Origin of the sequence: Gordonia sp. NPDC062954, from assembly GCF_044543825.1 — a bacterium.
Classification (GTDB): domain Bacteria; phylum Actinomycetota; class Actinomycetes; order Mycobacteriales; family Mycobacteriaceae; genus Gordonia; species Gordonia tangerina.
This window is the reverse complement of the sequence record NZ_JBITWL010000011.1, coordinates 56,822-80,489: the sequence shown is the minus strand read 5'-3', so window position 1 is coordinate 80,489 and position 23,668 is coordinate 56,822. Positions and strand designations below refer to the sequence as shown.

The window sequence follows — 23,668 nt, the reverse complement described above, 5'->3', positions numbered from 1 at the left end:
ATGGGCGTGGCCAAGAATTGTCGGGTTCCGGTATTGGGGCGGTCGACCCATATGTATCGTGGGTCACACGTCGGCCGGCCCCGGGGAGACGTCCGGGACACCCGGCACACACAGGGTCGATGCCGACACCAAGCCGCGAGGGTTCGGGGCGGACATGCATGAGCGGTGGACCATCGGAGTGGGTGTGGACAGGCAGGCGATATCGGTGACGCAGATGCGGACGCCGACGATGAACGGGGCGGCGTCACCGAGGTTGCGCCGATGAGCCCGCGTCCTTTCCGTCGCGCCCGGGGCCCGCGGCGCGCACACGTACCTCGTCGCGCCCTGACGGTCGGAAGCGGCGGACTGTTGGTGGGCGCGATGCTCCTCGGTGCGGCGACGTCGAGCGCATCCGGTGGTGCGATCTCCACCCGATCCGAAGCCGTCGCCGCAGCCGCTCCCCCGACCTCAGCCGAGATCGTTCCTGGCGCGCCGGTGACCTTGCTCGGCTTCGCCCCGCCCCCCAAGGCGGCCGAGCCGGCCGTGGCGCCGCAGTTCCGGATCACCGCGGCCCTGCCGAGCGGTCCGCTCGGCATCCCGGGAGTCGTCCTGCAGGCATACAAGTTGGCCGCCAACCGGGTTGCCGCGGAATCTCCCCAGTGCCGACTGCCCTGGTTCCTGCTCGCGGGTATCGGACGCATCGAGTCCAACCACGCATCAAACGGTTCGGTGGATCAGTACGGCACCACCATAAATCCGATCGCCGGACCCGTCCTGGACGGCTCACTGGCCGGCAACGCCGTCATCCGAGACACCGACGGCGGTCGGATCGACGGTGATGCGACCCATGACCGCGCGATGGGCCCGATGCAGTTCATCCCCAGTACGTGGGCCAGCTGGGGCTCCGACGCCAACGGCGACGGCAAGTCGGATCCGAACAACGTCTTCGACGCGACGTACTCGGCCGGGCGTTACCTGTGTGCGGGCGTCAGCGACATCATGGCCGAAAAGAACAAGGTGTCGGCGGTGCTGCGCTACAACCATTCGATGGAGTACGTGGCGAACGTGCTGAGCTGGGCAGGCGCCTACGCCACCGGCGTCATGCCGACCAATCCCATCCCGGAACCCAAGCGCAAGCCGAAGAAGTCGTCGTCGTCGAAGACGTCCTCGACGCCATCCACCCCGAGCGAGCGTTCGTCTGCCCCGTCGAGCCCGCCGTCGACGACGACGCCGGCACCGACCTGTCTCGGCCAGCTGTGTCTGCCACCGGATCTGGTGCCGCCGGAACTGCTGCCGCCCGAACTACGACCCAAGACCGCGCCGCAGCAGCAACCGGCAGGCCCGCGCGATTCGGGCACCAACCGCAAGCCCGGCGCTCCGAGCACCACCCCTGCCCCCGGAGCGCCCCGCTGACCGACCGCCCTGCGGTATCCGACCGGTGGACGTGGACGTCTGCCGATGCCCGTCTGCCCGACAGTTAAGCTGGCAGGTGATGACTACCGGAGTTGTACCCACCGAATCGGCGGTTCGCGCCGCGCTCAGCAAGGTCAATGATCCCGAAATCGGCAAACCCATCACCGACCTGGGGATGGTCGGGTCGGTCGCGGTCAACGACGATGCGAGTGTCGACATCGTCGTCCTGTTGACCACCTCGGGCTGCCCGATGCGTACCGAGATCAGCGGCCGGGTGGAAAGCGCAGTGGCCGACGTGCCCGACGTCGGTACGGTCCGCGTCGAGCTCGGCGTGATGGACGACGAACAGCGCACCGAGCTCCGCAAGAAGCTCCGAGGCGATAAGGCCGAGCCGGTGATCCCGTTTGCGCAGCCCGGCTCGCTGACCCGCGTCTACGCGGTCGCCTCCGGCAAGGGCGGCGTCGGCAAGTCGAGCGTGACGGTCAATCTCGCCGTTGCACTCGCTGAACGCGGTCTCAGCGTGGGTGTCCTCGACGCCGACATCTATGGGCACTCAGTACCCCGCATGCTGGGCAGCGATGCCAAGCCGACCCAGGTCGAGCGGATGATCATGCCGCCGCAGAGTCACGGCGTACGGTTCATCTCGATCGGCCAGTTCACCGACGGCAACACCCCGGTGACCTGGCGTGGCCCCATGCTGCATCGCGCACTGCAACAGTTCCTCGCCGATGTCTACTGGGGCGACCTCGACGTCCTGCTGCTCGACCTGCCACCCGGCACCGGCGATGTGGCCATCTCGATCGCTCAGCTCATCCCCGGGGCGGAGATCCTGGTGGTGACGACGCCGCAGCAGGCCGCCGCCGAGGTCGCCGAGCGTGCCGGTGCCATCGCGTTGCAGACCCGCCAGAAGATCTTGGGCGTGGTGGAGAACATGTCCTGGATGGAGCTGCCGGACGGCTCCCGGATGGAGCCGTTCGGGTCCGGCGGCGGGGAGAAGGTCGCCGAACGGCTCACCCGAGCGGTCGGCGCCCAGGTCGAGCTGCTGGGACAGGTTCCGCTGGAGACGACCTTGCGCGAAGGCGGCGACTCCGGTGTGCCGGTTGTGCTCTCGTCCCCGGACTCGACGTCGGGGTCGGCGTTGCGTGCCATCGCCGAAAAACTGGCGGTCCGGCGCCGTGGGCTCGCCGGGATGAGTCTCGGTATCGACACCACTCGGAACGCCTGACCGGCAACAGACGGCTCAGGTGGCGTCCCAGTCGCTGACGCGGTGACCGCGCACCGTCGGCGCCGATGAGTCTGCGTCACCGTCCGTCGATGACCTGGCATCGGTGACAGGATCCGGCAGCGGCCGGGAGACCGGTTTGATCTGCGGGGTCTCGGTGGTGGTGCGGTCCACCGTGGTCGCGTCGAGTCCGAGGTTGAACACCGAGTCGTCGCCGTCGAGCAGGTGTTTGGTGACCACGGCGCGCGGAGTCATGCCGCGCAGTTCGTTGAGATCGGACAACGGCTTGCGCAGGTCGTCGAACTCGGGGCCGAGTTCGTTCTTGAGTTGGTCGGTGGCGCCGGTCGCGTATTCACGGACCTGCCGCAACGACTTCATCGTCCAGGACACTGCACCCGGGAGCCGTTCCGGCCCGAGGATGATGAGACCGGCGGCCAGCAGTACGGCGATCTCACCCCAACCGATGCTGCTGAACATTGTGCTTCCCCATCGCTCGTGCCCGCTGCCGTACCGTCAGGCGGTCTGGTCAATCACTGGCGGGCGTCATCGTACCGGTGAAGGTCCGCCCGTCACGCCAGTATGTGAAGGGCACCGTGTCGTCGATCTTCGCGGTGCGGACCGCCACGGTCAATTCGTCGGCACTCTCGATGGTCCGCTCGTTGAACGAGGTGATCACGTCGTCCTCGCGCACACCTGCCTGGTCGGCCGGTCCGCCGGCGACCACGTTGCGCACCTGTGCCCCCAACACCCGGTCGTTGCGCACCGAACTGGCGTTGACACCGATCTGCGGATGACGGACCTCGCCGTTGCGGATCAACGTCTGCGCGATCGGCACCACCTGGTTGATCGGGATCGCGAAGCCGAGGCCGATCGACCCGCCGCCGGGCACCAGTCCGGCGGTGTTGATACCCACCACCTCGGCGTCGTCGTCGACCAGTGGGCCGCCGGAGTTACCCGGGTTGATCGCCGCATCGGTCTGGATGGCATCGATCACGGCGTCGGTGTCGGACTCCGCATCGGGTCGCAGCGGCACCGGACGGTGCAAGGCGCTGACGATGCCACTGGTCACAGTACGGTCGAGACCCAACGGCGAGCCGAAGGCGACGACTTCCTGCCCGATCTGCAGATCGTCGGAATTGCCGATCGTCGACACCGTCAGGTTGTCGACATTGTCCACCTTGACCACGGCCAGGTCGGTCTTGGTGTCACGGCCGACGATGCGCGCGGGCACCCGCCGACGGTCGAAGAAGACGGCTTCGAGTTTCGCGTTGCGGTCGTTGGCGGCCATCGCGATGACGTGGTTGTTGGTCACGATGTAGCCGTTCTCGTCGATCACGAAGCCGGATCCGGTGCCCACCGAACTCGAGGTCCGGACATCGAGTGCCACCACCGACTTCTCCACCGCCCGCGCAACATTCGCGACCGGAGACCGGGGTTCGGCGTCATCGTCGGACTCGCCGGTGGACAGCCGTACGGAGTCGGAGTTGAGTGGTGAGACGACCTCGGCCGTCCATCGACCCATCAGGCCCCCGACCAGGCCCACCAACAATGCCAGCACCGCCAGTGTCGCGAGCACATGCCAACTCACACGTCGGCCGAAGAGGATGTCCCGGATACCGAGCCTGGGTCCGGCTTCGGTCGGCTCGGCGCTCGTCGGTGCGGTGAGCGCCGGATCGGCCAGGGCCACCATGGACTCCGGGTCACGCCAGGGATCCGGCGGGGCCGACGGAGCCTCGTCCCGGCCATAGGACGCAAGCGGATCACGCTGCAGGGTCTCGGTCTCCCCGGCCGGACGGCCGAACGCCTCTGCGAGTACCGGATCCGGCGCGGAGATCTCCGGGACCGGCCGATCGTTGGGCGACTCGGGTGACTCCGCGAAGGAACCTGCCACCCCGTCGGGCCGGCCGAACACCGCTGCAGTCTGGGGTGAGACCGCGGCGCGATGCGGACCGGATGGGCCGCCGGCCGATGTGTTCGTGGTCTCGCCGTTTATGTCGCCGGTGGCGTCGTCGCCCCACACGGAGTCGTCGGCTTCGCTGAGCGCGTCGTTCGTCGGCTGCGCGCCGGCCGTCTGCTCAGTCGTGGCGTCCTTGGCGGCCCTGTTCGCCTGATCGACTGCGTCGTCCCTACTACCGTCCACCTGTCAGCGGCCCCGCCAACGGCTCATCCGCGCACGCGTCGGACCCGACTCGAAGGCATCGGTGGGCATATTCGGCTGCGCCGATCCGCCGTCGGCCGGATCGAAACCGACGCGATCGGTCGGTGTGTCCGACGACATGGCGGTGACGTCGATCTCGCGAGTGGGGATCTGGCTCAGCTGACCGAGCAACCCGGCGGGCATGGACACGTCGCCGGCGGCCCGCAGCCGGGTGCGAGCGGTCACCTGCGCGTCGACCGCGGCCATGCATTCGCGACACTGCGCGAGATGTTGCGTGGCGCGCAGGTGAGCTGTCATCCCGAGTTCGGCGTCGACAAAGGCGGCCACCGCCTCCGCGGCGAGATGCTCGGTGGAGGCGAATCGGCGTCCCCCGGCCGTTCCCGGCGCTCGATAGTCGCGATTGGGCGCCAACGAGGCGGTCACCGGAGTCCAGGTGGCGGGGTTCCATGAGGATCGTCGGCGTCGTCGGAGATCGGATGTGGGAAGCGGGCCATCGATGCCCCATCCCGGTTGCCGCGAGTCCGGTTGCCCCGAGGCTGGCCTTCCTCGGCTCATCTCCATCTGACGTTCACCTCTCTCGCCCTGTGCCTCACGTCACCTGCTGATCGGCGGCGCCGCCACCGATACTCCGATGGCAATCGCGCGGAGTGTGACAACGCGCGGCCACCCAGCCTATCCGAAGATGACAACGAAGCCCGGGCGGCCGCGGTTCCCGGGATCTGCAGATGCGTGGCGTCCGCAGGTGTCAGGGACGAGGCCGCTAGGAGGAACCGACGGCGACCGAGCGACTGCTGGTGTGACCGCGGGCATTGAGGTGGTCACGGATCGCCTGGCGGCCACGATGGATGCGGCTGCGCACCGTACCCAGTTTCACACCGAGCGTCGCGGAGATCTCTTCGTAGGACAATCCCTCGATGTCGCAGAGCACCACGGCGGCGCGGAACTCGGGCGGCAACGCGTCGAGCGCGTCCTGCAAGTCGGGGTCGAGGTTGGCGTCGTGGAAGATCTGTTGCGGATCGGGGGTGTCCGCGGGCACCCGGTCGTACTCCTCGGGCAGGGCTTCCATCCGGATCTTGCTCCGCCGGCGCACCATGTCCAGGAACAGGTTGGTGGTGATGCGGTGCAGCCAGCCCTCGAATGTGCCGGGCTTGTAGTTGGACAGGGACCGGAAGACCCGGATGAACGTCTCCTGCGTGAGGTCTTCGGCATCATGCTGATTGCCGGACAGCCGATAGGCGAGCCGGTACACACGATCGGCGTGTTCGCGCACCAGTTCGTCCCATGACGGCATCAGATTGCCGTCGCCGGTTGCGTCGAAGCCGGCAGTGCCGGCGGGGACGACGTCTGCAGACCCCAGGGGATCAGTCATGTTGAGTGGCCAGTTCCCTTCCCCGGTCATCGCATCGGATGACGGATGTTCACGATGGTAAACCAGGACCCTCGCCAAACTATTCCGCCGGGCGAGGACATCGCTGATTGAAACCCTCTCCCATCGTGTTGTGGTCGCCGTATGAGAGACCTGAGGTTTCGCTGAGGATGTCTGGTCGGTCGACAAATGGGGCCTGACCACGCCGTTCTGTACCACGAGTGGCGCGCCGCGCACGGAAAGGCCACGCGGGGACATAACCTCGAAGGGTGACGGATTCAGAAGGAGGCGCCGACGATGCGGCCGCCTCGGCGGGCAACACGCTGATCGACTATGCCGAATCTGCGATCGTCGAGGACGACGCCTTACTGGCGGCCCGCGCCCGGGCCGACGAGCTGGGTGCCGCGGCCGTCGCGCCGGCGGTGGGTGCGTTGCTGGCGCTGTTGGCGCGCAGCTGTGACGCCCATGCGGTCGTCGAGATCGGGACCGGGGTCGGGGTGAGCGGATTGTGGTTGCTCAACGGCATGGCCTCGGACGGTGTGCTGACCACCATCGACCCGGAGCCCGAGCATCATCGCGCAGCCCGCCAGTCGTTCGCCGGCGCCGACATCGCCTCGGGCCGCACTCGGCTGATCAACGGCACCCCGCGCGACGTGCTGCCGCGACTCGCCGACGAGTCCTATGACCTGGTCTTCGTCGACGGGCCACTGATCGACCACCCCCGGCACGTGACCGAGGCGGTGCGCATGCTGCGGCCCGGCGGCGTGGTGGTGGTGCACAATGCGACCGCGGGTGGCGCCGTCGCCGACCCCACCCGCACGGAGCCCGCCGCGGTCGCCGCACGCGAGGCCGCATTGCTGATCGCCGACGACGAGCGCCTACTGCCGGTGGTGATCCCGCTCGGGGCGGGTGTGCTGGCGGCCGCCAAAGCCCGCTAGAGTCGCCCCTCGGTCCTGTCGATCAGACGTCGGTCGAGAACCGAACTCCGTTGTCGGGCAGCTGGACCCCCGGCCACACGCGGGCGCCGCGGAGTAGTTCGCAACGGGCACCGACGTCGGCACCATCACCGATCACGGTGTCGCGGACGAGCGCCCGGGGACCCAGCCGGGCACCGAAGCCGACGATGCTGCGTTCCACCACTGCCCCGGCCTCGACGACCGCCCCGTCGAAGATGACGGCGCCGTCGAGGCGGGCGCGCGGACCGATCTCGGCGCCGCGGCCGACCACCGTGCCGCCGATCAGCACCGCGCCGGGTGCCACGCCGGCACCTTCGTGCACGAGCGATTCACCTCGGCGGTCACCGAGCGCCGGCGATGGGGCGATGCCGCGGACGAGGTCGGCCGACCCACGGACGAAGTCTTCCGGCGTACCCATGTCCCGCCAGTAGGCGTGGTCGGCGTGAGCCTGGATGTGCCGACCGTCGGCGAGCAGCTTGGGAAACACCTCGCGCTCCACCGACACCGGTCGGCCCGGTTCGATCTCCTCGATCACCGCACGCCGGAAAACGTAGGTACCGGCGTTGATCTGATCGGTCGGCGGGTCCTGGGTCTTCTCCAGGAAGTCGGTGACCCGGCCGGTGTCGTCGGTGGGCACGCAGCCGAAGGCGCGCGGATCGCTCACCGACACCAGGTGCATGGTGACGTCGGCCCCACTGCGCCGATGTGTGGCAAGGACCTCACGGACGTCGGTGCCGCCGAGGACGTCACCGTTGAACACGAGGATGGTGTCGGCGGTGAGTTGGTCGAGCACGTTGCGGATGGCCCCACCGGTGCCGAGCGGCTCGGTTTCGGTGACATAGGTCAGGTTCAGTCCGAGCTTCGATCCGTCGCCGTAGTACTCGGAGAACACGTGGGCCTGGAAGGAGGTGCCCAGCACCACGTCGACGATGCCGGCTTCCCTGATGCGGGAGAGCAGATGCGTGAGGAACGGCACGCCGGCCGTCGGCAGCATCGGCTTGGGTGCCGACAATGTCAGCGGACGTAACCGCGTGCCTTTCCCGCCGACGAGTACCACGGCCTGCACGCCGTCGCCTCCCGACGGCGCGTCGACTGGGTTGTCACTGGTCATGGCTTGCTCCTCGGTGTCGTTCCCCAGACCTGCGGGCCGCGATGACCGCGACCCGCGAACGCAGTGCGAGTCCGATCCGCAACGCGAGCCGCACCGGCGCCTGCAACACCCCGGGGTGTCGGTCTGCCTGAAAGCGGTACGCGCTGCGGTGATGGGCGGGCAACATGGCGTCCGGATCACGTCCGGCCGCATGCCCCTTGGTGTGCACGACCTCCGCGCCGGGCACGTAGACGTTGAGCCAACCGGCCCGACCGAGCCGGTCGCCGAGATCCACGTCCTCCATGTACATGAAGTACCGGGAGTCGAAGCCCTGCACCGAGTCGAACGCCGCCCTCCGCACCAGCAGGCACGACCCCGACAGCCACCCGACGGACCGTTCGCTGGGCTCGGCGTTGTCGGCGCGATAGGCCGTCGTCCACGGATTCGACTTCCAGATCGAGCCGAAAACGGCGTGTCCGGCGCCGGAGATCAAATCGGGTACCCGGCGCGCGGATGGGTAGACCGAGCCGTCCGGTTCGCGGATCAGCGGACCAAGCGAACCGGCACGGGGCCACCGTCGGGCCGCCGCGAGGAGTTCGTCGAGCGAGCCGGGCGACCACTCGACGTCGGGGTTGGCCACTGCGATGAACTCGACGGACGGGTCGAGTTCGGCGACGGCCCGATTGATGCCGCCGCCATAGCCGATGTTGCCGCCGGTGTGGACCAGCGTCACGTTGTCGTGTTCGCGGGCTGCCGTCTCCGGCGCGCCATCGGTGGAACCGTTGTCGGCGATGACGACTCGCGGCGGTGGCGCCGACGTGGCCTTCGCCAAACTCTCCAGGAAGGTCGAGAGATGCCTCCCCGACGAATACGTCACCGTCACGACGGCCAACTCAGCGGTCACCGGGTAAGGGTAACCAACGTTGACGGATGTCCTGCGCGGCTGCGACACGTGTCAGTCCACCGAAGCGTGATCGAGCGTCACGGCGGCATGCAGGGCTGCCCGCCAGTCACGCAATGGGGCCAGGCCCGCCTCGGCCCACGCGGTCGGCGACAACACTGAGTACGCCGGTCGCGGCGCGGGACGAGGGAACTGCGCGGTGGTGCACGGATGCACCCGGTCCGGATCGGCCCCCACCTCGGCGAACACCGCGCGTGCCACGGCGAACCAGGTGACGCTGCCGGAATTGGTGGCGTGCAGCACCGCGCCGGCCACCCTCCGGTCGCGGCCGCGCGCCGCGAGTTCCCAGAGCCCGGCCGCCAGATCTGCGGCGTAGGTGGGCGATCCGGTCTGGTCGTCGACCACCGACACCGTGTCGCGGGACGACTCCAGGCGCCGCATGGTGCCGACGAAGTCACGACTGTTCGGACCGCCGGTGTAGACCCACGCGGTCCGCACGATCGTGGTGGCCGGATCGAGCTCGACGGCGAGTTGCTCGCCGGCGAGTTTGGACGCGCCGTACACCGTCTCCGGGGTACCCGTGACGTCGCCGGGTTGGTACGGCTGCGCGCGGCGTGGGGCGGTGGTGGTCGCCGCCGCGCCGGCGAAGACGTAGTCGGTCGAGACGTGGATCAGCCAGGCCCCCGCCGCACGCGTTGCTCGCGCGAGATTCGCCGGTCCGTCGCGATTGATCGCGTAGGCGCGGGCGGTGTCGGACTCCGCACCGTCTACGTCGGTGTAGGCCGCACAGTTGAGCACCACATCACCCGGCCCCAGATCGGACAACGCCGTGGACACCGACGCCGCGTCGGCGATGTCGACGTCAGCCGACCCCAGCGCACGTATGTTGGCGGGCGCATCCGCGTCGGCCCGCAGCGCGGTGCCGAGCTGTCCGGTCGCACCGATGACGAAGAACGTCGGACTCATGGCTGCCATCGTGCCGCACGCGGGCCGCCGGGACGCGATGGCGGTCGGTGATGTGAGTCTCGCGGGACTGATACGGCGTGGCGTTCCCGGATTTCCTACGCCACTTCAATAGCCTGGCGTCAGAACTGCAACATCTGAAACGCCAACATCACCGACATCTGCACACACATGCGTCACACCCAACAGTGACCGGCAGGCAAGCAGAGCCGTGGTGACCGACGACGAAAGGTGATGACCCGCTCGTGGAGTCTCGACCTGGTGATGCACGCCGACGTCACGGTGGTCGCACACGCCCCGACGAGTCCACGCCACGTCCCATGTCATCGACGGACCGGAAGCCAACCGACCGAAAGAGGCCAGAGGGGGCGCCGGCTGATGACCGGAGGATGACAGGTGGCCGGGAGCAGCCACGCACACCTCGCCGGCGGCCGCCGGAACAGGCCCCGTGGTCGGGACCCGAGCAACGCCGCCGCAGGCCCTCTCCGGAGGACCGCGTCGACCCGCGCGCGTCCGGGCAGCCGAAGCGCCGCCGACCGAGCCCTGATGATGTGTCGGCACCTCCGCCACGCCGGCGACCCGTGTCCTCACCTCCCGCGGGCCGAGGTGTCCGGGGCCGCCGGCCCGACGTCGTCTCGACCGCATCCGACGAAATCCACACCGACGGCGCCACAGATTCACCGCGGCGGCGACGACGCCCGGCAGCCGAGGCCGATCAACGTGGTGGCGGCCCCTCCGACCCCCGACACCCGCGCTCTCGACGTCGGGCGGCGCAGCCCGAACGGCGAGACCGACCGGATCGGCCGGCAGCAGCAGCGACCGCGACATCGGGTTCCAATCGGCGCCCCCGCGAACCGCGTCCAGACGGAACCGGCCCGACCCCGCCGTCGCGCCCGTCCTGGCGGGCCAAGACCAGCCGGGCCGGCATCGGTCGTGGGCTCGTCGCGCTGCTCTCGGTGTCGGTGCTGTTGTGCACCGGCTACGCGTGGAACAACGTAAACAATCTCAACTCCAACATCACCCAGTTGGGTGGCCTGGGTCTCGGCGGCGCCGACGACGGCGCGGTCGACATCCTGCTCGTCGGCACCGATTCACGCACCGATGCCAAGGGCAATCCGCTGTCGGCGGACGAACTCAAACTCTTGCGCTCGGGCGAGGAAGTCGCCACCAACACCGACACCATCCTGTTGATCCGGATCCCGAACGACGGATCGTCGGCGACGGCGATCTCGATCCCTCGCGACTCCTACGTCGAGGTTCCCGGCATCGGGATGTCGAAGATCAATGCGGCATACGGCACCACCAAGGAGGGTGTGCGCCAGCGCGCGGTCGAGGCCGGTGCGACGCCCGCGGCGGCCGAGAACGACGGCACGCAGGCCGGACGCAAGGCCCTCATCGACAGCGTGACCGGCCTGACCGGCGTGCACGTCGACCACTACGCCGAGGTGGGTCTGCTCGGCTTCGTGCTGCTGACCAATGCCGTGGGCGGCGTCGACGTCTGCCTGAAAGACGCGGTCAACGAACCGTATTCGGGGGCACGGTTCCGCGCCGGCGAACAAACCCTCAACGGCCCCAAGGCACTCAGTTTCGTCCGGCAACGCCACGGGCTGCCGCGCGGCGACCTCGATCGCATCACTCGGCAGCAGGTGTTCATGGCCTCGCTGGCCAACAAGATGCTGTCGGCCAACATGCTCGCCGACCCTGGCAAGCTGTCCGAACTGCAGCGGGCGGTCTCCCGGTCGGTCGTGATCGACGACAACTGGGATGTCGTGAAACTCGCCGAACAACTCAAGGACCTCAGCGGCGGACGCGTCAAGTTCGCCACCATCCCGGTGGTCACCGAGCAAGGGTGGAGCGAGGACGGCCAGCAGAGCGTCGTCGAGGTCGACCCCAACCAGGTGCGGACCTTCACCGACAACCTCCTCAACCGCAAGCAGGACGACGGCACACCGGAACGCGCCGACTACACTGTCGACGTGGTCAACGCCGGCACTATCGACGGTCTCGCATCGAACGTCGCCAATATCTTGACCACCAAGGGGTTCCAGTCCGGCGACACCCTCAGCGGCAGTGCCGACGACCGCGACACGGTCGTGTACACCCACGCCGAGGACGCCGGGGCCCGCCAACTGGCCAAGGATCTCGGCGGCGCCGAGGTGCGCGTGGATTCCTCACTACCGGAGAAGCATCTGAAGGCCGTGCTCACCAACACCTACGAGGGCCCGGGTTCGATCCTCGACACCGGAACCCAGGTCGACAACGTCCCGGCCAGCGAGCGCGTCGGCAACAACCGCCCACCCATCACGGCCGGCACCGACGGCCCGACCTGTGTGAACTGATCGATGACCGACACCACCATCACTGCCGCCGTATTCGCCGCCGTCGCCGACTGGTCGCAACCGTTGCTGACCTACTACGACCACCGAAGCGGTGAACGTACCGAGCTTTCTGGTGCCACCCTGGGGAATTGGGCCGCGAAGTCGGCGAACTTCTTTGTCGACGAACTCGGCCTCGCGCCCGGCGACGAGGTCGTTGTCGACCTTCCGGAGCATTGGCAGACCGCAGCGATCCTGCTCGGCGCGTGGTGGGCCGGTGCGCGCGTCCGCTTGCCGGGCAGCTCCGGCGACACCGGCGCTGTCGGCGTCGCCGTGACGTCGGCGCAACGCATCGACGCTCACGACGATGTCGATGAGCTGCTCGTCGCCTCACTAGACCCGTTCGCGATGGGCGTGCGCGACCTGCCCGTTGGGGTCACCGACTTCGCGACCGCGGTACGCGTCCACGGCGACCAGTACTCCCCGACCGACGTCCCCGCCGGACCGGTGCTCGACGACGACGACACCGCCACGGTGCTCGCCACCGCACGGCGCGCCGCAGCCGCCGACGGCGTCTCGGCCGGGACACGTGTCCTCACCGCCCGCCGGTGGCACGATGCTCGCGGCGTCATCGGCAATCTCGTTGCGCCGCTGGCCGTTGGCGCCTCTCTCGTCACCGTGTCGCATCCCGACGACGACCGGTTGGCCGGACTCGCCGACACCGAACGTGCGGACATCACACTGCGCTGACGCGTGCGGATTCGTCCGAAGAGGGCCCTCAAGTCCGCTCGCGTGGGGCATCCTCGTAGGCATGAAGATCCCCAAGGCAGTTGCGCGATTCAACAAGAAGGTGACCAATCCGATCCAGCGCCAATGGGCTCCGCGGCTGGCGCCGTGGGCGATGGTGGAACACGTGGGGCGCAAGTCTGGAAAGGAGTACTCGATCCCGGTGCTCGCCTGGGTCGACGACGACCGGCTCTCGATCGTGCTGACCTACGGACGCCACACCGACTGGGTACGCAACGTGCAGGCCGCCAATGAATTCGGTTTGGTGCGCAAATCCAAGCATTACAAGGTGGTTCGGCCGCGCATCATCCCGTCGGACTCCCCGGATGTGGCGTCCGGTGCGCGCATCCCGGCCCGCATGTTCGAGTCCGTCCTCATCGGCACTCTCGTCGAAGGGTGACCGCGGTGCCCGACGATGCTCTCGACGATTTCACCGCCCGCGATGTCACCGTCGGAACGGCCACGAAGACGGTATATGCCAAGGGTGAGGGCCCAGCGGTCATCGTCATCGCCGAGATGCCCGGCATCAGCCCAAAGGTCGCCGACTTCGCCCGAAAGGTGGCGACACGCGGACTCACCGCGGTCATGCCCTCACTGTTCGGTGTCGACGGCCGAGATCCGCGGCCCGACGCGCTCGGCCGCGTCGGATCCACGCGGTACATGGCCGAGACGATCGCCCGGGCGTGCATCAGCCGGGAGTTCACCGTGCTGGCCACCGGAAAGACCTCACCGATCGCCGACTGGTTGCGTGGACTCGCGGCCCAGGAACACGATCGGTGCGGCGGCCCCGGCGTCGGCGCCGTCGGGATGTGCTTCACCGGCGGCTTCGCACTGGCAATGGCCACCGACGACCGTCTGCTTGCCCCGGTGCTGTCCCAGCCGTCCTTACCGTTCGGTGTGATACCGGCACGCAACCGGTCCATCGATCTCAGCGACGCCGACCTGGCGCAGGTGAAGAGTCGGTGCGCCGCCGGGCTGCAGGTGATGGGCCTACGGTTCGAGGGTGATCGTCTGGCCCCGCGGTCGCGCTTCGACTTCCTCCGGGAACAACTCGGTGACGCGTTCCTGGCCGTCGAGCTACCCGACTTCTCGGCCAGCCCGGATTCCATGTTGCCGCAGCCACATTCGGTGCTGACCGAAGACCTCATCGACGAGCCGGGGCAGCCCACGTATGACGCACGCGAGCAGGTGCTCGACTTCGTCGCCGAGAAGTTGCGCCACTAGGGCTGCGGACAGGAATGTGCCGTAGATCTGAGTCACCTGGCGACACCGATCTACGGCACTTGTGGCCGTCGGTGACCGCTCAGTCGTCCCCGAGCAGCTTGGTGCGCAGCGCCTCGTCCTTCTCCAGCACCATGGCTTCCAGCCCTTGCTGGAAATCGACCATGCGCGAACGCAATCCGGCGTCCGACGAGGCCAGGATCCGCACCGCCAGAAGCCCCGCGTTGCGCGCCCCACCGATGGACACGGTGGCCACCGGCACACCCGCCGGCATCTGCACGATCGAAAGCAACGAGTCCAGACCATCGAGGGTGCGCAGCTGCACCGGCACGCCGATCACCGGCAGCGGGGTAGCCGAGGCGACCATCCCGGGCAGATGCGCCGCACCGCCCGCGCCCGCGATGATCACCGAGATCCCGCGATCGGCTGCGCCAGAGGCGTAGTCGAGCATCCGCTGCGGCGTGCGATGCGCCGACACCACACCGACCTCGAAGGGCACCTCGAACTCGGCCAACGCCTCGGCGGCGGCTTCCATGGTGGGCCAGTCCGAATCGCTGCCCATGATCAATCCGACCCGCGGCCGGATCGGTTCGTGATACCCCGCGTCGTGGGGTTCGGTCTCGGTCATGCGTGCGCATCCCATCCATCGGTCCACTCGGCGTGAGACATCCAGTGCGCGGCGCGTTCCGCACGTTCCCGCACGGTCGCGGGCGAATCGGTATCGCCACCGACAATGTTGACGTGCCCGACCTTGCGGTCGGGCCGTTCGCCCTTACCGTACAGATGCACCTTGGCATCGGGCATGCGGGCCAACAGGTGATGCAGACGCTCGTCCATCGTCATCTCCGGCGCCGTTTCGGCACCCAGGATATTGGCCATCACGATCACCGGCGCCCGCGCCGCAGTGTCCCCGAGCGGGTAGTCGAGCACGGCCCGCAGATGCTGCTCGAACTGAGAGGTCACCGCACCGTCCATGGTCCAGTGCCCGCTGTTGTGTGGCCGCATCGCGAGTTCGTTGACCAGCAGCTCACCGTCGAGTGTCTCGAAGAGTTCCATCGCCATCACCCCGACGACGCCGAGTGCCTCGGCCAACCGCAGCGCCATCTGCTGCGCCTGCTCGGCGACCTCGTCGGACAGATCCGGCGCCGGTGCCAACACCACGGCGCACTGCCCCTTGCGCTGAATCGTCTCCACCACCGGCCACGCGGCGCCCTGCCCGAACGGGGATCGTCCGATCATCGCCGACAACTCGCGACGCATCGCGACCTTCTGCTCGGCGATCAGACCGACCCCGGCACCGAATTGTTCGTCGAACACCGACAGCGCTTCGTCACGGTTGTCGAGCAGCCAGACACCACGCCCGTCGTAGCCCCCGCGGATCGCCTTGAGCACGATCGACCAACCGTGGGTCTGTCCGAACTCGACGAACCGTGCGCGCGCATCCGAGCCGGCGTCGGTCAGGTCGGCGAAGTCCGGGACCGGCAAGCCCAGCTCAGCCAGCCGCACCCGCATCGCGAGCTTGTCCTGCGCGAAGTGCAGCGCCGCCGACGGCGGGCGCACCGCCACGCCCTCGGCCTCGAGCGCCTGCAGATGGCTCAGCGGCACACCTTCGTGGTCGAAAGTGAGGGCGGCGGCGCCCTGCGCGGCGCGGCGGAGGTCGGCGAGCTCATTGTGTGAGCCGAGGACGATGTCGGCGCTGACCTGGGCGGCAGGATCGGTCTCGCTCGACGCCAACACGCGCAGACACTGTCCGAGCGCAATGGCCGCCTGATGGGTCATACGGGCGAGCTGACCACCGCCGATCATCGTCACGGTTGGCATGCTGGATGTCACGCCGAACATCGTGGCACGTTCGCCACGTCGTGCGCATGACCGACCGGCGAAGTTACTCTTCGGTTTGATTTCGTACACTCGGATCTTGTGCCCTTCATCGACGAGCTCGTGGCTCGACTCCCCGAGCCGGTTCGTCGGCTCGCGATGCAACACCACGAGCTGATCAAGTTCGCTCTCGTCGGGGGCACCACCTTCGTCTTCGACCTGGTCATCTTCTACGCGCTGACCTTCACCGTGTTGGAACCGAAGCCGGTGGTGGCCCGCATCATCTCGGGGACCCTGGCCACGATCCTGAGCTACATCCTCAACCGGGAGTGGGCGTTCAAGAACCGTGGTGGCCGCGAACGTCATCACGAGGCGCTGTTGTTCTTCGCGATCAGCGGAATCGGCGTGATCCTGGCCGCGGCACCACTATGGGTGGCCAACAACGTCTTCGACCTGCGCAGCAATGTCACCACCACCGAGCTGGTGGTACTCGACTTCGTCCTGGGCTTCTTGATCGGCAACCTGTTGCAGATGGCGTTCCGTTTCTGGGCGCTGCGCAAATTCGCCTTCCCGGTCGAACAATTGCGCGGTGGGGACGCCGGCTCCACCGACCTGCATCCGAGCGACGCCGAACTCATCGATGAGGAACTCGGTCACGCCTGATCTCGGTCTCCCCGGTCGGCGGATCACCGTCGACCGCGCCGCCGAGGCGGCTGCCGTGGGTCGACGGAATGACCAGGGAGAACACCGCGGGCCGGCGCGACGTGAGGTCGAGGCGCCCGCCGTCGGCCTCCACCAAGGCCCGTGCCAGCGACAATCCCACCCCATTACCCCGGCCCGCAGAGAATCCCCGCCGGAAGATGTGCCCGACCAACGGGTCGGGAACACCGTCGCCCTCATCGGAGACCGACACGCGCAACATCTCGCCCGACGGCAGATCGTCGACCTGGATGTGGCACGTCCCGCCACCATGCTGCAACGCATTGTCCACCAGGACACTCAACGCCTCGCGTAGGCGCCCGGGCCGCGCACTCACCGCGGTCGCCCGACCGTCGAACCGCGCCGAGATGGTGCGTCCGGCCGCCTCGAAGGACGCACGGAAATCGCCGATCAGCGTGTTCACCAGCTCCGCCACGTCGATGTCGTCAGGCACCGCCGGGTCGTTCCGCGACGCCGCGACCATCTCGTCGAGCTCTCTGGATAGTCGCTCCACCTGCTCCAACGCCGCCTCCGCCTCGCCAACCACTGACGGGTCGGGATGCATCGACAACTCGTCGAGGCGCAACTGGATGGCGGTGAGACGGCTACGCAGCTGATGTGAGACGTCGCCGACGATCTCGCCCTCGCGTTCCAGCCGCAGCGCGATCTCGGCGTTCGCATCACCCAGTGCGCGCGAGACCCGATCGAGTTCTCCGATGCCGTAGGACTTCCATTCCGAGCGGAAGTCGCCCCGTGCCATGGCCGCGGCCCGGTCGGCGAGGTCGATGAGCGGATCGGCGATCCTTCCGGCGGTCACTGCCGCGACGATGGTGCCGGCCGCGATCGAACTGGCCACCACCAGCAACACAATCCCCACGGCCACCAACTGGTCGTCGCGCACCTGCTCGAGCGGGATCTCCAGCAGCAGTGACCCCGCGTTGCCGAGTCCGATCGAGTCACCCATCGCCGCTCCGTCGATCCGATCGCCGATCACCACCATCGCGTCGGCACCACCGTCGACCGGGTAGCGCACGGTCAGTCGACCGTTCTCGGGGATCAGCAGCCGGAAGGCGTCGACATCCAGCTGCCCGGGCGCGAGGCTGCCGGCCTCACCCTCTTGGCGGATCAACTGATCGGAGATCAGTTTGAGGCGCCCGTCGAGCGTCTGATGCGCGTTGTCCGACACCCACCACCAGGCGATCACGCTGAGCGGTACACCCAGCAGCAGGCCGACCGCCAGACACATGGCGATCATCGTGTTCAGAATCCGGCGGCGCATCGCGGGTCACCCGGGTCAGGGGTCGAATCGGAAGCCGACGCCGCGCACCGTCACGATGTGCCTCGGGCGGTCGTACTGGTCGTCGCCGATCTTGCGCCGTAACCAGGAGATGTGCATGTCCAGGGTCTTCGACGAGCGCAGATCCGCCGACCCCCACACCTCGGTGAGGATCTCGTCACGGCTGACCACCTGCCCGGAGCGTTCCATCAGGAAACGCAGCAGATCGAACTCGCGATTGGCCAGCACGACGTCGGCGCCGTTGGCCAGTACCCGCCGTCCGCGGGTGTCGAGTTGGATGTCGCCCCCGTCGAGCACCACGTCGGCGCTCTGCTGACGACGGAGCAGTGCCCGGACCCGTGCGAGCAGCTCCGCGAGCCGGAACGGTTTGCCGACGTAGTCGTCGGCGCCGGCGTCGAGGCCCACCACGAAGTCCACCTCGTCGGTGCGCGCGGTCAACATCAGCACCGCCAGCGTCGGCCGTTCCGAGCGGACCCGGCGGCACACCTCGAGCCCGTCGATCTCGGGCAGCCCGAGATCCAGGATCAACAGTTCGAACCGACTGTCCAGGGCTTGATCGAGTGCTTGCGCGCCGTCGGTGACGACCTCGCAGCCGTACCCCTCGCGGGTGAGTGCCCGGGCCAGCGGCTCCGCGATCGCGGCGTCATCCTCGGCCAACAGCACGTCGGTCATCGCCTGCTCCCCTCGTCGTGCCGACGTTCCGGCATGTCGTCGGCCGCCTCACCGTCGTATCCGTCGGTGAACGGCTCGTTCTCGGCCACGTCGAGTACCTCGTGGTACAGCAGCGCATGCACACGCTCGACCTGCGGGATGTCGTCGAAAGCCAACGGTTCGTCCGACGCCGACTCGATGATCAGGGTGCCGGTGCGCAGCAGCCGGTCGATGGGACCGTGCCGAAACTCGACGGTGTTGATGCGGCGCACCGGGATGTCGATCCCCGATCGGGTGATGATGCCGTTGCGGAAGATCACCCGCCGGTCGGTGAGGACGAAATGCGTCGACCCCCACGACACGAGCGGCCGGACGAAGAACCAACCCAATGCCGCGAGCCACAGCACGCCGACGATGCCCAACAGGATCAGTCGAGTGGTGGAACCGAGGTCGGCACCGGTGATCACGCCGCCCAGCAGCCCGACCGCGGCCGTGACCACCAGGAACAGTAGGAACGGGCCGATCAGACACTTCCAGTGGGGATGCCGATGCAGCACGATCTCCTCGCCCGGGGCGAGGTTCTCCCGTGGATAGGACATGGCCTAAAGCTTAATGTCCGGCGAGCACGGGACGGCCGAACTCCGACCGGGCGTGGGTACACTTCCGGTGAAGCCGTGCAGGTGACGAGAAGTCTCGAGGTCCGACAGACATGAGCTACCACGATCCACGTGACCCGCGCGATCCACGGACCGCGCGTTATGAACCCGGGTACCCCGAGTCCCGGGCCTACAGCCAGCAGCCCGCCCCGAGATCCGATCACTCGGATCCGACCTACTCGTATGCGGCGGACCCGTATCAGCCCGCCGACGCCGGACGCCAGAAACCGCGGCTGGGACCCAACGTCAATCCGACAATGTTCGTCGGCGGTGTGGTGATGACCGGTGTCGTGACCGGCCTGGCCGCATGGCTGGCCGCGTGGATCATCCGCGCGATCGTGCAGCGGGTAAACGAAGCGGGCCGGTTCGGGGTGTGGAATCCGTTGGCGCGTGACGAGTTCTGGTTCGCGGTGGTTGCGTTCCTGTGCGCACTCGCGGCCGGCGCGCTGTGGTACGTGCTGCAGATGGTGACCCCGTCGCCGAATCAGTTCTTCCGCTGGATCGTCGGTCTGCTGATCGCCGCGGCGGTGATCATCCCGCTGATCCTGTCCGCGGAACTGTCGGTCGGCATCGCCACCGCCATTCTCCATCTGATCATCGGGCTACCGATCATCTCGCTGATCCCAGCCATGGGACACAAGAGCATCCAGGACAGCTGAAGCAGCCAGACGACCGACGCGCGAGGTCTCAATCGTCGAGCGGCCGCAGGTGGGTGACGTCGCCGGCCGCCGCGACCACCTCACGGCCCTCGGCGTCGACGACGATCCGACCCATCGCGTCCACGCCGACCGCGGTGCCGGTCACTGTCTGGTCACCGGGCATCACCAGCCGTACCCGCCTGCCGACGGTGTCGCTGCGATCGCGATAGGCAGCGCTCAGTCGGTCCAGGTCGTCGGGCCAGTGGGTCAACAGATCCCCGAGCCCACGCAGGAATGCCGCCGCCAGTTCGGTGTGCGCGACCTCGGTTCCGGTGCTGATCTGCAAGGACGTCGCTGTCGGCACCGGCAGGTCCTCGGCCGACATGTAGGTGTTGATCCCGATCCCGATCACCGCGAGACCCCCGCGAGGTGTGTTCGTGTACTCGGCCAGGATGCCGGCCACCTTCCGGTCGTCGATCAGGACATCGTTGGGCCATTTCAGCTTTGGCCGTCGACCCGCCACCTCATCGATCGCGTCGACCGCCGCCAGTCCGGCGAGCAACGACAACCAACCCAGATGCTCGGTCTCGGACCCCACCGCGACCGCCGCAGACATGGCCAGCTGACTCCCCGCCGGCGCGGACCACACCCGGGAGTGGCGGCCGCGCCCCGCCGTCTGATCGGTGGTCAACCGCACCGTGCCGTCGACGTCGCCGGAAGCCGCCTGTGTGACCAGGTCTGCGTTGGTGGAGCCGGTCGATGCCACCACCTCCACCGCTCGCCAACGGGTACCGGACAGGAGTTCGAGGAGTCGATCGGCATCGAGATCGGCGGCATGGTTACTCATAGGTGATGACGCTACCGCGCCACAGGTGCAGGTCAACGCCATATCCGCGTTCCCCGACCGATCGCTCGGGAACCTGAGGCATATCTCACGTTGATCCGCTTGACGTGGCTCACACCCGGGTCGTTAGCATCGGTGTCCATGACGACTGCTTCGCGCGAGGACGGCTCCGCCCCCGACATCCACACGACGGCGGGAAAACTCGCCGATCTGCGTAACCGCCTCGATGAGGCCAAGCACCCCGTGGGCGAGGCCGTGGTGGACAAAATCCACGAGCGGGGCAAGCTCACCGCGCGCGAGCGGATCACTCACCTCCTCGACGAGGGCTCGTTCGTGGAACTCGATGCGCTGGCCCGGCATCGCAGCACCAACTTCGGACTGGCCGAGCGCCGCCCGGTAGGCGATGGAGTGGTGACCGGCTACGGCACCATCGACGGCCGCGAGGTGTGCATCTTCTCCCAGGACGCCACCGTCTTCGGCGGCAGCCTCGGCGAGGTGTACGGCGAGAAGATCGTGAAGGTGATGGACCTGGCGATCAAGACCGGACGGCCGCTGATCGGCATCAACGACGGTGCCGGCGCACGTATTCAGGAGGGTGTGGTCTCCCTGGGCCTGTACGGCGAGATCTTCCACCGCAACGTCCGCGCTTCCGGCGTGATCCCTCAGATCTCGCTGATCCTCGGCGCTGCGGCCGGCGGCCACGTCTACTCCCCCGCCCTGACCGACTTCGTCGTGATGGTCGACAAGACCAGTCAGATGTTCATCACCGGCCCGGACGTCATCAAGACGGTCACCGGCGAGGACGTCACCATGGAGGACCTCGGTGGCGCCAACACCCACATGACGAAGTCGGGTACCGCGAGCTACGTGGCCTCCGACGAGGAAGACGCGCTCGGGTACGTCAAGGAGTTGCTCGGCTACCTGCCCAGCAACAACCGGGCCGAGGCCCCGCGCCTGCCGGTGGACCAGCCGGCTGCCGGCTCGATCGAGGACACCCTCACCGATGAGGACCTCGAACTCGACACGCTGATCCCTGATTCGCCGAACCAGCCCTACGACATGCACGAGGTCATCCGGCGCATCCTCGACGACGACGAGTTCCTCGAGGTGCAGGCCGAGTACGCGACCAACGTGATCGTCGGATTCGGCCGGGTGGACGGCCGCAGCGTCGGCATCGTCGCAAACCAGCCGACCCAGTTCGCCGGCTGCCTCGACATCAAGGGGTCGGAGAAGGCCGCCCGGTTCGTCCGCACGTGTGACGCTTTCAACATCCCGATCGTCACCCTGGTCGACGTGCCCGGCTTCCTGCCCGGCACCGACCAGGAATACAACGGCATCATCCGCCGCGGCGCCAAGCTGCTGTACGCCTACGGCGAGGCCACCGTCGGCAAGATCACCATCATCACGCGCAAGGCCTACGGCGGCGCCTACGACGTGATGGGGTCCAAGCACATGGGCGCCGACGTCAATCTGGCCTGGCCGACGGCCCAGATCGCGGTCATGGGCGCCTCCGGCGCGGTCGGATTCGTCTACCGCGGCAAGCTGAAGGAAGCTGCGGCGAACGGCGAGGACGTCGACGCACTGCGCCTCGAACTGCAGCAGGAGTACGAGGACACTCTGGTCAATCCGTACGTCGCCGCCGAACGTGGCTACGTCGACGCGGTGATCCCGCCCAGCCACACCCGTGGCCAGGTGGCGACCGCGCTGCGCCTGCTCGAGCGCAAGATGGTCACGCTGCCGCCGAAGAAGCATGGGAACATTCCGCTGTGAGCGACATCGAGACCGGCGCCGACGCCGAAACGCAGACACAGTCCGCACCGTTTTTGCGCGTCGTCCGGGGTAACCCGACCGATGAGGAACTCGCCGCCCTCGTCGCGGTCGTCGCCTCCGCCGCCGGGTCCTCCGGTGGCGGCATCGCCGACGCCGGGCCACGCGACGACTGGGGACGCCCTGAGGACCGGCTGCGGCCGATCTGGGGCGCACCGGGCAGCTTCACCAACCTGAGGTGGTGAGCGCACCGGAGGTGGTGCTCGGGTCGGCGTCGCCGGCCCGCCTCCGGGTGCTGCGCGACGCGGGACTCGACCCGCGGGTGATCGTCTCCGACGTCGACGAGGACGCCCTGCTGACCACCATGGCGGCGTTTCCACCCGAGGACATCGTCGTCCGGTTGGCGCAGGCCAAGGCCGACGCCGTGGTGGCCGATGTCCTCGCCGACTGCGACGCCTCCGATGTGGTGGTCCTCACCTGTGACTCGATGCTGTTCTTCGACGGCCGGCTGAGCGGCAAACCGCACACCGCACAGGTCGCGCAGAGCCAGTGGCGCACCATGCGCAACCGCTCGGCCGAACTTATCACCGGGCACTGTGTCACCCGCATCCACGACGGCCTGGTGGCCGCCTCCGCGCACGCCGCGGCGTCGACGACCATCAGATTCGCCGACGTCGACGACGCGACGATCGATGCCTACGTCGCCACCGGCGAACCCCTCTCGGTGGCCGGCGCCTTCACCCTCGATGGGCTCGGCGGCTGGTTCGTGGACTCCGTCGACGGCGATCCGTCATCGGTGCTCGGGATCGGCCTGCCGACCGTTCGTCGTCTGCTCGGCGAGGTGGGGGTGTCGGTCGTCGACTTGTGGCTGTCGGACCCAACTGGCAAATCGGACAACTGATCTGGGCCGACACACCTGCATGTCGTG

The 23,668-nt window shown here is 67.9% G+C and carries 25 protein-coding genes; 12 read left to right on the top strand and 13 right to left on the bottom strand.

Annotation, left to right across the window (positions count from 1 at the left end):
* Positions 1-261: 261 nt before the first annotated feature.
* Positions 262-1,392: a lytic transglycosylase domain-containing protein gene (locus tag ACIGKQ_RS12800; RefSeq protein ID WP_396573918.1), complete on the top strand. Its 1,131-nt coding sequence runs from the start codon at positions 262-264 to the stop codon at positions 1,390-1,392.
* Between the two features lie 79 nt (positions 1,393-1,471).
* Entirely contained in the window at positions 1,472-2,617 is a 1,146-nt protein-coding gene (locus tag ACIGKQ_RS12795; RefSeq protein ID WP_396573916.1) for an Mrp/NBP35 family ATP-binding protein, read from the top strand.
* A 15-nt stretch (positions 2,618-2,632) separates the two neighbouring features.
* Here ACIGKQ_RS12795 and tatB read toward each other — a convergent pair whose 3' ends face one another.
* From tatB to sigE, 4 genes are all read right to left on the bottom strand, one after another.
* Positions 2,633-3,091, bottom strand: a complete 459-nt coding sequence (gene tatB, locus ACIGKQ_RS12790) for a Sec-independent protein translocase protein TatB (protein ID WP_396573914.1) — start codon at positions 3,089-3,091, stop codon at positions 2,633-2,635.
* A 49-nt stretch (positions 3,092-3,140) separates the two neighbouring features.
* On the bottom strand, positions 3,141-4,607 hold the full coding sequence (locus ACIGKQ_RS12785; RefSeq protein WP_396573974.1) for a trypsin-like peptidase domain-containing protein: 1,467 nt from the start codon (positions 4,605-4,607) through the stop codon (positions 3,141-3,143).
* Positions 4,608-4,757: 150 nt separating this feature from the next.
* Positions 4,758-5,333 (bottom strand): hypothetical protein, encoded by a 576-nt coding sequence (locus ACIGKQ_RS12780; protein ID WP_396573912.1) that lies wholly within the window; start codon positions 5,331-5,333, stop codon positions 4,758-4,760.
* Positions 5,334-5,532: 199 nt separating this feature from the next.
* Positions 5,533-6,141 (bottom strand): RNA polymerase sigma factor SigE, encoded by a 609-nt coding sequence (gene sigE, locus ACIGKQ_RS12775; protein ID WP_235723836.1) that lies wholly within the window; start codon positions 6,139-6,141, stop codon positions 5,533-5,535.
* Positions 6,142-6,407: 266 nt separating this feature from the next.
* On the opposite strand from sigE, the gene ACIGKQ_RS12770 reads away from it, so the two are divergent.
* Positions 6,408-7,076: an O-methyltransferase gene (locus ACIGKQ_RS12770; RefSeq protein ID WP_235723837.1), complete on the top strand. Its 669-nt coding sequence runs from the start codon at positions 6,408-6,410 to the stop codon at positions 7,074-7,076.
* 22 nt (positions 7,077-7,098) lie between these two features.
* Here the strand turns inward: ACIGKQ_RS12770 and ACIGKQ_RS12765 are convergent, their stop codons facing one another.
* Genes ACIGKQ_RS12765 through rfbD form a run of 3 tightly spaced genes read right to left on the bottom strand, consistent with a single transcriptional unit; the run spans position 7,099 to position 10,060 of the window.
* Positions 7,099-8,205, bottom strand: a complete 1,107-nt coding sequence (locus tag ACIGKQ_RS12765; RefSeq protein WP_235723838.1) for a sugar phosphate nucleotidyltransferase — start codon at positions 8,203-8,205, stop codon at positions 7,099-7,101.
* Positions 8,195-9,088: a glycosyltransferase family 2 protein gene (locus ACIGKQ_RS12760; protein ID WP_396573909.1), complete on the bottom strand. Its 894-nt coding sequence runs from the start codon at positions 9,086-9,088 to the stop codon at positions 8,195-8,197. The genes ACIGKQ_RS12765 and ACIGKQ_RS12760 overlap by 11 nt, the downstream gene beginning before the upstream one ends.
* 51 nt (positions 9,089-9,139) lie before the next feature.
* Positions 9,140-10,060, bottom strand: a complete 921-nt coding sequence (rfbD, locus tag ACIGKQ_RS12755; protein ID WP_287016229.1) for a dTDP-4-dehydrorhamnose reductase — start codon at positions 10,058-10,060, stop codon at positions 9,140-9,142.
* A gap of 377 nt (positions 10,061-10,437) precedes the next feature.
* On the opposite strand from rfbD, the gene ACIGKQ_RS12750 reads away from it, so the two are divergent.
* The 4 genes from ACIGKQ_RS12750 (at position 10,438) to ACIGKQ_RS12735 (ending at position 14,373) form a co-directional block, all read left to right on the top strand.
* Positions 10,438-12,387 carry an LCP family protein gene (locus ACIGKQ_RS12750; RefSeq protein ID WP_396573907.1) on the top strand — a complete coding sequence of 650 codons (1,950 nt, stop codon included), beginning with the start codon at positions 10,438-10,440 and terminating at the stop codon, positions 12,385-12,387.
* A 3-nt stretch (positions 12,388-12,390) separates the two neighbouring features.
* The gene (locus ACIGKQ_RS12745) at positions 12,391-13,113 is read left to right on the top strand and encodes a TIGR03089 family protein (protein ID WP_266062039.1); all 723 of its coding nucleotides are present in this window, start codon (positions 12,391-12,393) and stop codon (positions 13,111-13,113) included.
* Positions 13,114-13,174: 61 nt separating this feature from the next.
* Entirely contained in the window at positions 13,175-13,549 is a 375-nt protein-coding gene (locus ACIGKQ_RS12740; RefSeq protein WP_235723843.1) for a nitroreductase family deazaflavin-dependent oxidoreductase, read from the top strand.
* Positions 13,550-13,554: 5 nt separating this feature from the next.
* Positions 13,555-14,373 carry a dienelactone hydrolase family protein gene (locus ACIGKQ_RS12735; RefSeq protein WP_396573904.1) on the top strand — a complete coding sequence of 273 codons (819 nt, stop codon included), beginning with the start codon at positions 13,555-13,557 and terminating at the stop codon, positions 14,371-14,373.
* A gap of 79 nt (positions 14,374-14,452) precedes the next feature.
* Here ACIGKQ_RS12735 and purE read toward each other — a convergent pair whose 3' ends face one another.
* Positions 14,453-14,998 carry a 5-(carboxyamino)imidazole ribonucleotide mutase gene (purE, locus tag ACIGKQ_RS12730; RefSeq protein WP_396573902.1) on the bottom strand — a complete coding sequence of 182 codons (546 nt, stop codon included), beginning with the start codon at positions 14,996-14,998 and terminating at the stop codon, positions 14,453-14,455.
* The gene (locus ACIGKQ_RS12725; protein WP_372512412.1) at positions 14,995-16,212 is read right to left on the bottom strand and encodes a 5-(carboxyamino)imidazole ribonucleotide synthase; all 1,218 of its coding nucleotides are present in this window, start codon (positions 16,210-16,212) and stop codon (positions 14,995-14,997) included. Before ACIGKQ_RS12725 ends, purE begins: the two co-directional genes overlap by 4 nt.
* 78 nt (positions 16,213-16,290) lie before the next feature.
* On the opposite strand from ACIGKQ_RS12725, the gene ACIGKQ_RS12720 reads away from it, so the two are divergent.
* Positions 16,291-16,851, top strand: coding sequence for a GtrA family protein (locus ACIGKQ_RS12720; protein ID WP_235723846.1), 561 nt, complete (start codon positions 16,291-16,293; stop codon positions 16,849-16,851).
* On the opposite strand, the gene ACIGKQ_RS12715 is transcribed toward ACIGKQ_RS12720, so the two are convergent.
* From ACIGKQ_RS12715 to ACIGKQ_RS12705, 3 genes are read right to left on the bottom strand one after another with little or no spacing between them, the layout of a single operon-like run.
* Positions 16,823-18,166, bottom strand: a complete 1,344-nt coding sequence (locus ACIGKQ_RS12715) for a HAMP domain-containing sensor histidine kinase (protein WP_287016224.1) — start codon at positions 18,164-18,166, stop codon at positions 16,823-16,825. The genes ACIGKQ_RS12720 and ACIGKQ_RS12715 overlap by 29 nt on opposite strands.
* Before the next feature lie 15 nt (positions 18,167-18,181).
* Entirely contained in the window at positions 18,182-18,856 is a 675-nt protein-coding gene (locus tag ACIGKQ_RS12710; protein WP_235723848.1) for a response regulator transcription factor, read from the bottom strand.
* Complete coding sequence (locus ACIGKQ_RS12705; RefSeq protein WP_266062030.1) at positions 18,853-19,434, bottom strand: PH domain-containing protein; 582 nt, start codon at positions 19,432-19,434, stop codon at positions 18,853-18,855. The genes ACIGKQ_RS12710 and ACIGKQ_RS12705 overlap by 4 nt, the downstream gene beginning before the upstream one ends.
* A gap of 110 nt (positions 19,435-19,544) precedes the next feature.
* On the opposite strand from ACIGKQ_RS12705, the gene ACIGKQ_RS12700 reads away from it, so the two are divergent.
* Positions 19,545-20,150 carry a DUF6069 family protein gene (locus ACIGKQ_RS12700; RefSeq protein WP_235723850.1) on the top strand — a complete coding sequence of 202 codons (606 nt, stop codon included), beginning with the start codon at positions 19,545-19,547 and terminating at the stop codon, positions 20,148-20,150.
* 28 nt (positions 20,151-20,178) lie between these two features.
* On the opposite strand, the gene ACIGKQ_RS12695 is transcribed toward ACIGKQ_RS12700, so the two are convergent.
* The gene (locus ACIGKQ_RS12695) at positions 20,179-20,976 is read right to left on the bottom strand and encodes a biotin--[acetyl-CoA-carboxylase] ligase (RefSeq protein WP_287016451.1); all 798 of its coding nucleotides are present in this window, start codon (positions 20,974-20,976) and stop codon (positions 20,179-20,181) included.
* Between the two features lie 138 nt (positions 20,977-21,114).
* Between ACIGKQ_RS12695 and ACIGKQ_RS12690 the strand changes: the two genes are divergently transcribed.
* The 3 genes from ACIGKQ_RS12690 to ACIGKQ_RS12680 are packed head-to-tail and all read left to right on the top strand — an operon-like array spanning position 21,115 to position 23,641.
* Positions 21,115-22,743 (top strand): acyl-CoA carboxylase subunit beta, encoded by a 1,629-nt coding sequence (locus ACIGKQ_RS12690; protein ID WP_235723852.1) that lies wholly within the window; start codon positions 21,115-21,117, stop codon positions 22,741-22,743.
* A complete protein-coding gene (locus tag ACIGKQ_RS12685) occupies positions 22,740-22,985 on the top strand; it encodes an acyl-CoA carboxylase subunit epsilon (RefSeq protein ID WP_235723853.1) in 246 nt (81 codons plus the stop codon). The genes ACIGKQ_RS12690 and ACIGKQ_RS12685 overlap by 4 nt, the downstream gene beginning before the upstream one ends.
* On the top strand, positions 22,982-23,641 hold the full coding sequence (locus tag ACIGKQ_RS12680) for a nucleoside triphosphate pyrophosphatase (protein ID WP_372475010.1): 660 nt from the start codon (positions 22,982-22,984) through the stop codon (positions 23,639-23,641). The genes ACIGKQ_RS12685 and ACIGKQ_RS12680 overlap by 4 nt, the downstream gene beginning before the upstream one ends.
* Positions 23,642-23,668: the final 27 nt, after the last annotated feature.

What these genes read in the sequence shown, in the direction of transcription:
- ACIGKQ_RS12710 (WP_235723848.1), bottom strand. Translation starts at nt 18,856, where the DNA reads ATGACCGACGTGCTGTTGGCCGAGGATGACGCCGCGATCGCGGAGCCG.
- ACIGKQ_RS12800 (WP_396573918.1), top strand. Translation starts at nt 262, where the DNA reads ATGAGCCCGCGTCCTTTCCGTCGCGCCCGGGGCCCGCGGCGCGCACAC.
- ACIGKQ_RS12765 (WP_235723838.1), bottom strand. Translation starts at nt 8,205, where the DNA reads ATGACCAGTGACAACCCAGTCGACGCGCCGTCGGGAGGCGACGGCGTG.
- tatB (WP_396573914.1), bottom strand. Translation starts at nt 3,091, where the DNA reads ATGTTCAGCAGCATCGGTTGGGGTGAGATCGCCGTACTGCTGGCCGCC.
- ACIGKQ_RS12725 (WP_372512412.1), bottom strand. Translation starts at nt 16,212, where the DNA reads ATGTTCGGCGTGACATCCAGCATGCCAACCGTGACGATGATCGGCGGT.
- ACIGKQ_RS12750 (WP_396573907.1), top strand. Translation starts at nt 10,438, where the DNA reads ATGACAGGTGGCCGGGAGCAGCCACGCACACCTCGCCGGCGGCCGCCG.
- ACIGKQ_RS12795 (WP_396573916.1), top strand. Translation starts at nt 1,472, where the DNA reads ATGACTACCGGAGTTGTACCCACCGAATCGGCGGTTCGCGCCGCGCTC.
- sigE (WP_235723836.1), bottom strand. Translation starts at nt 6,141, where the DNA reads ATGACTGATCCCCTGGGGTCTGCAGACGTCGTCCCCGCCGGCACTGCC.
- ACIGKQ_RS12695 (WP_287016451.1), bottom strand. Translation starts at nt 20,976, where the DNA reads ATGAGTAACCATGCCGCCGATCTCGATGCCGATCGACTCCTCGAACTC.
- ACIGKQ_RS12740 (WP_235723843.1), top strand. Translation starts at nt 13,175, where the DNA reads ATGAAGATCCCCAAGGCAGTTGCGCGATTCAACAAGAAGGTGACCAAT.
- ACIGKQ_RS12715 (WP_287016224.1), bottom strand. Translation starts at nt 18,166, where the DNA reads ATGCGCCGCCGGATTCTGAACACGATGATCGCCATGTGTCTGGCGGTC.
- ACIGKQ_RS12690 (WP_235723852.1), top strand. Translation starts at nt 21,115, where the DNA reads ATGACGACTGCTTCGCGCGAGGACGGCTCCGCCCCCGACATCCACACG.
- purE (WP_396573902.1), bottom strand. Translation starts at nt 14,998, where the DNA reads ATGACCGAGACCGAACCCCACGACGCGGGGTATCACGAACCGATCCGG.
- ACIGKQ_RS12700 (WP_235723850.1), top strand. Translation starts at nt 19,545, where the DNA reads ATGAGCTACCACGATCCACGTGACCCGCGCGATCCACGGACCGCGCGT.
- ACIGKQ_RS12780 (WP_396573912.1), bottom strand. Translation starts at nt 5,333, where the DNA reads ATGGAGATGAGCCGAGGAAGGCCAGCCTCGGGGCAACCGGACTCGCGG.
- ACIGKQ_RS12705 (WP_266062030.1), bottom strand. Translation starts at nt 19,434, where the DNA reads ATGTCCTATCCACGGGAGAACCTCGCCCCGGGCGAGGAGATCGTGCTG.
- ACIGKQ_RS12745 (WP_266062039.1), top strand. Translation starts at nt 12,391, where the DNA reads ATGACCGACACCACCATCACTGCCGCCGTATTCGCCGCCGTCGCCGAC.
- rfbD (WP_287016229.1), bottom strand. Translation starts at nt 10,060, where the DNA reads ATGGCAGCCATGAGTCCGACGTTCTTCGTCATCGGTGCGACCGGACAG.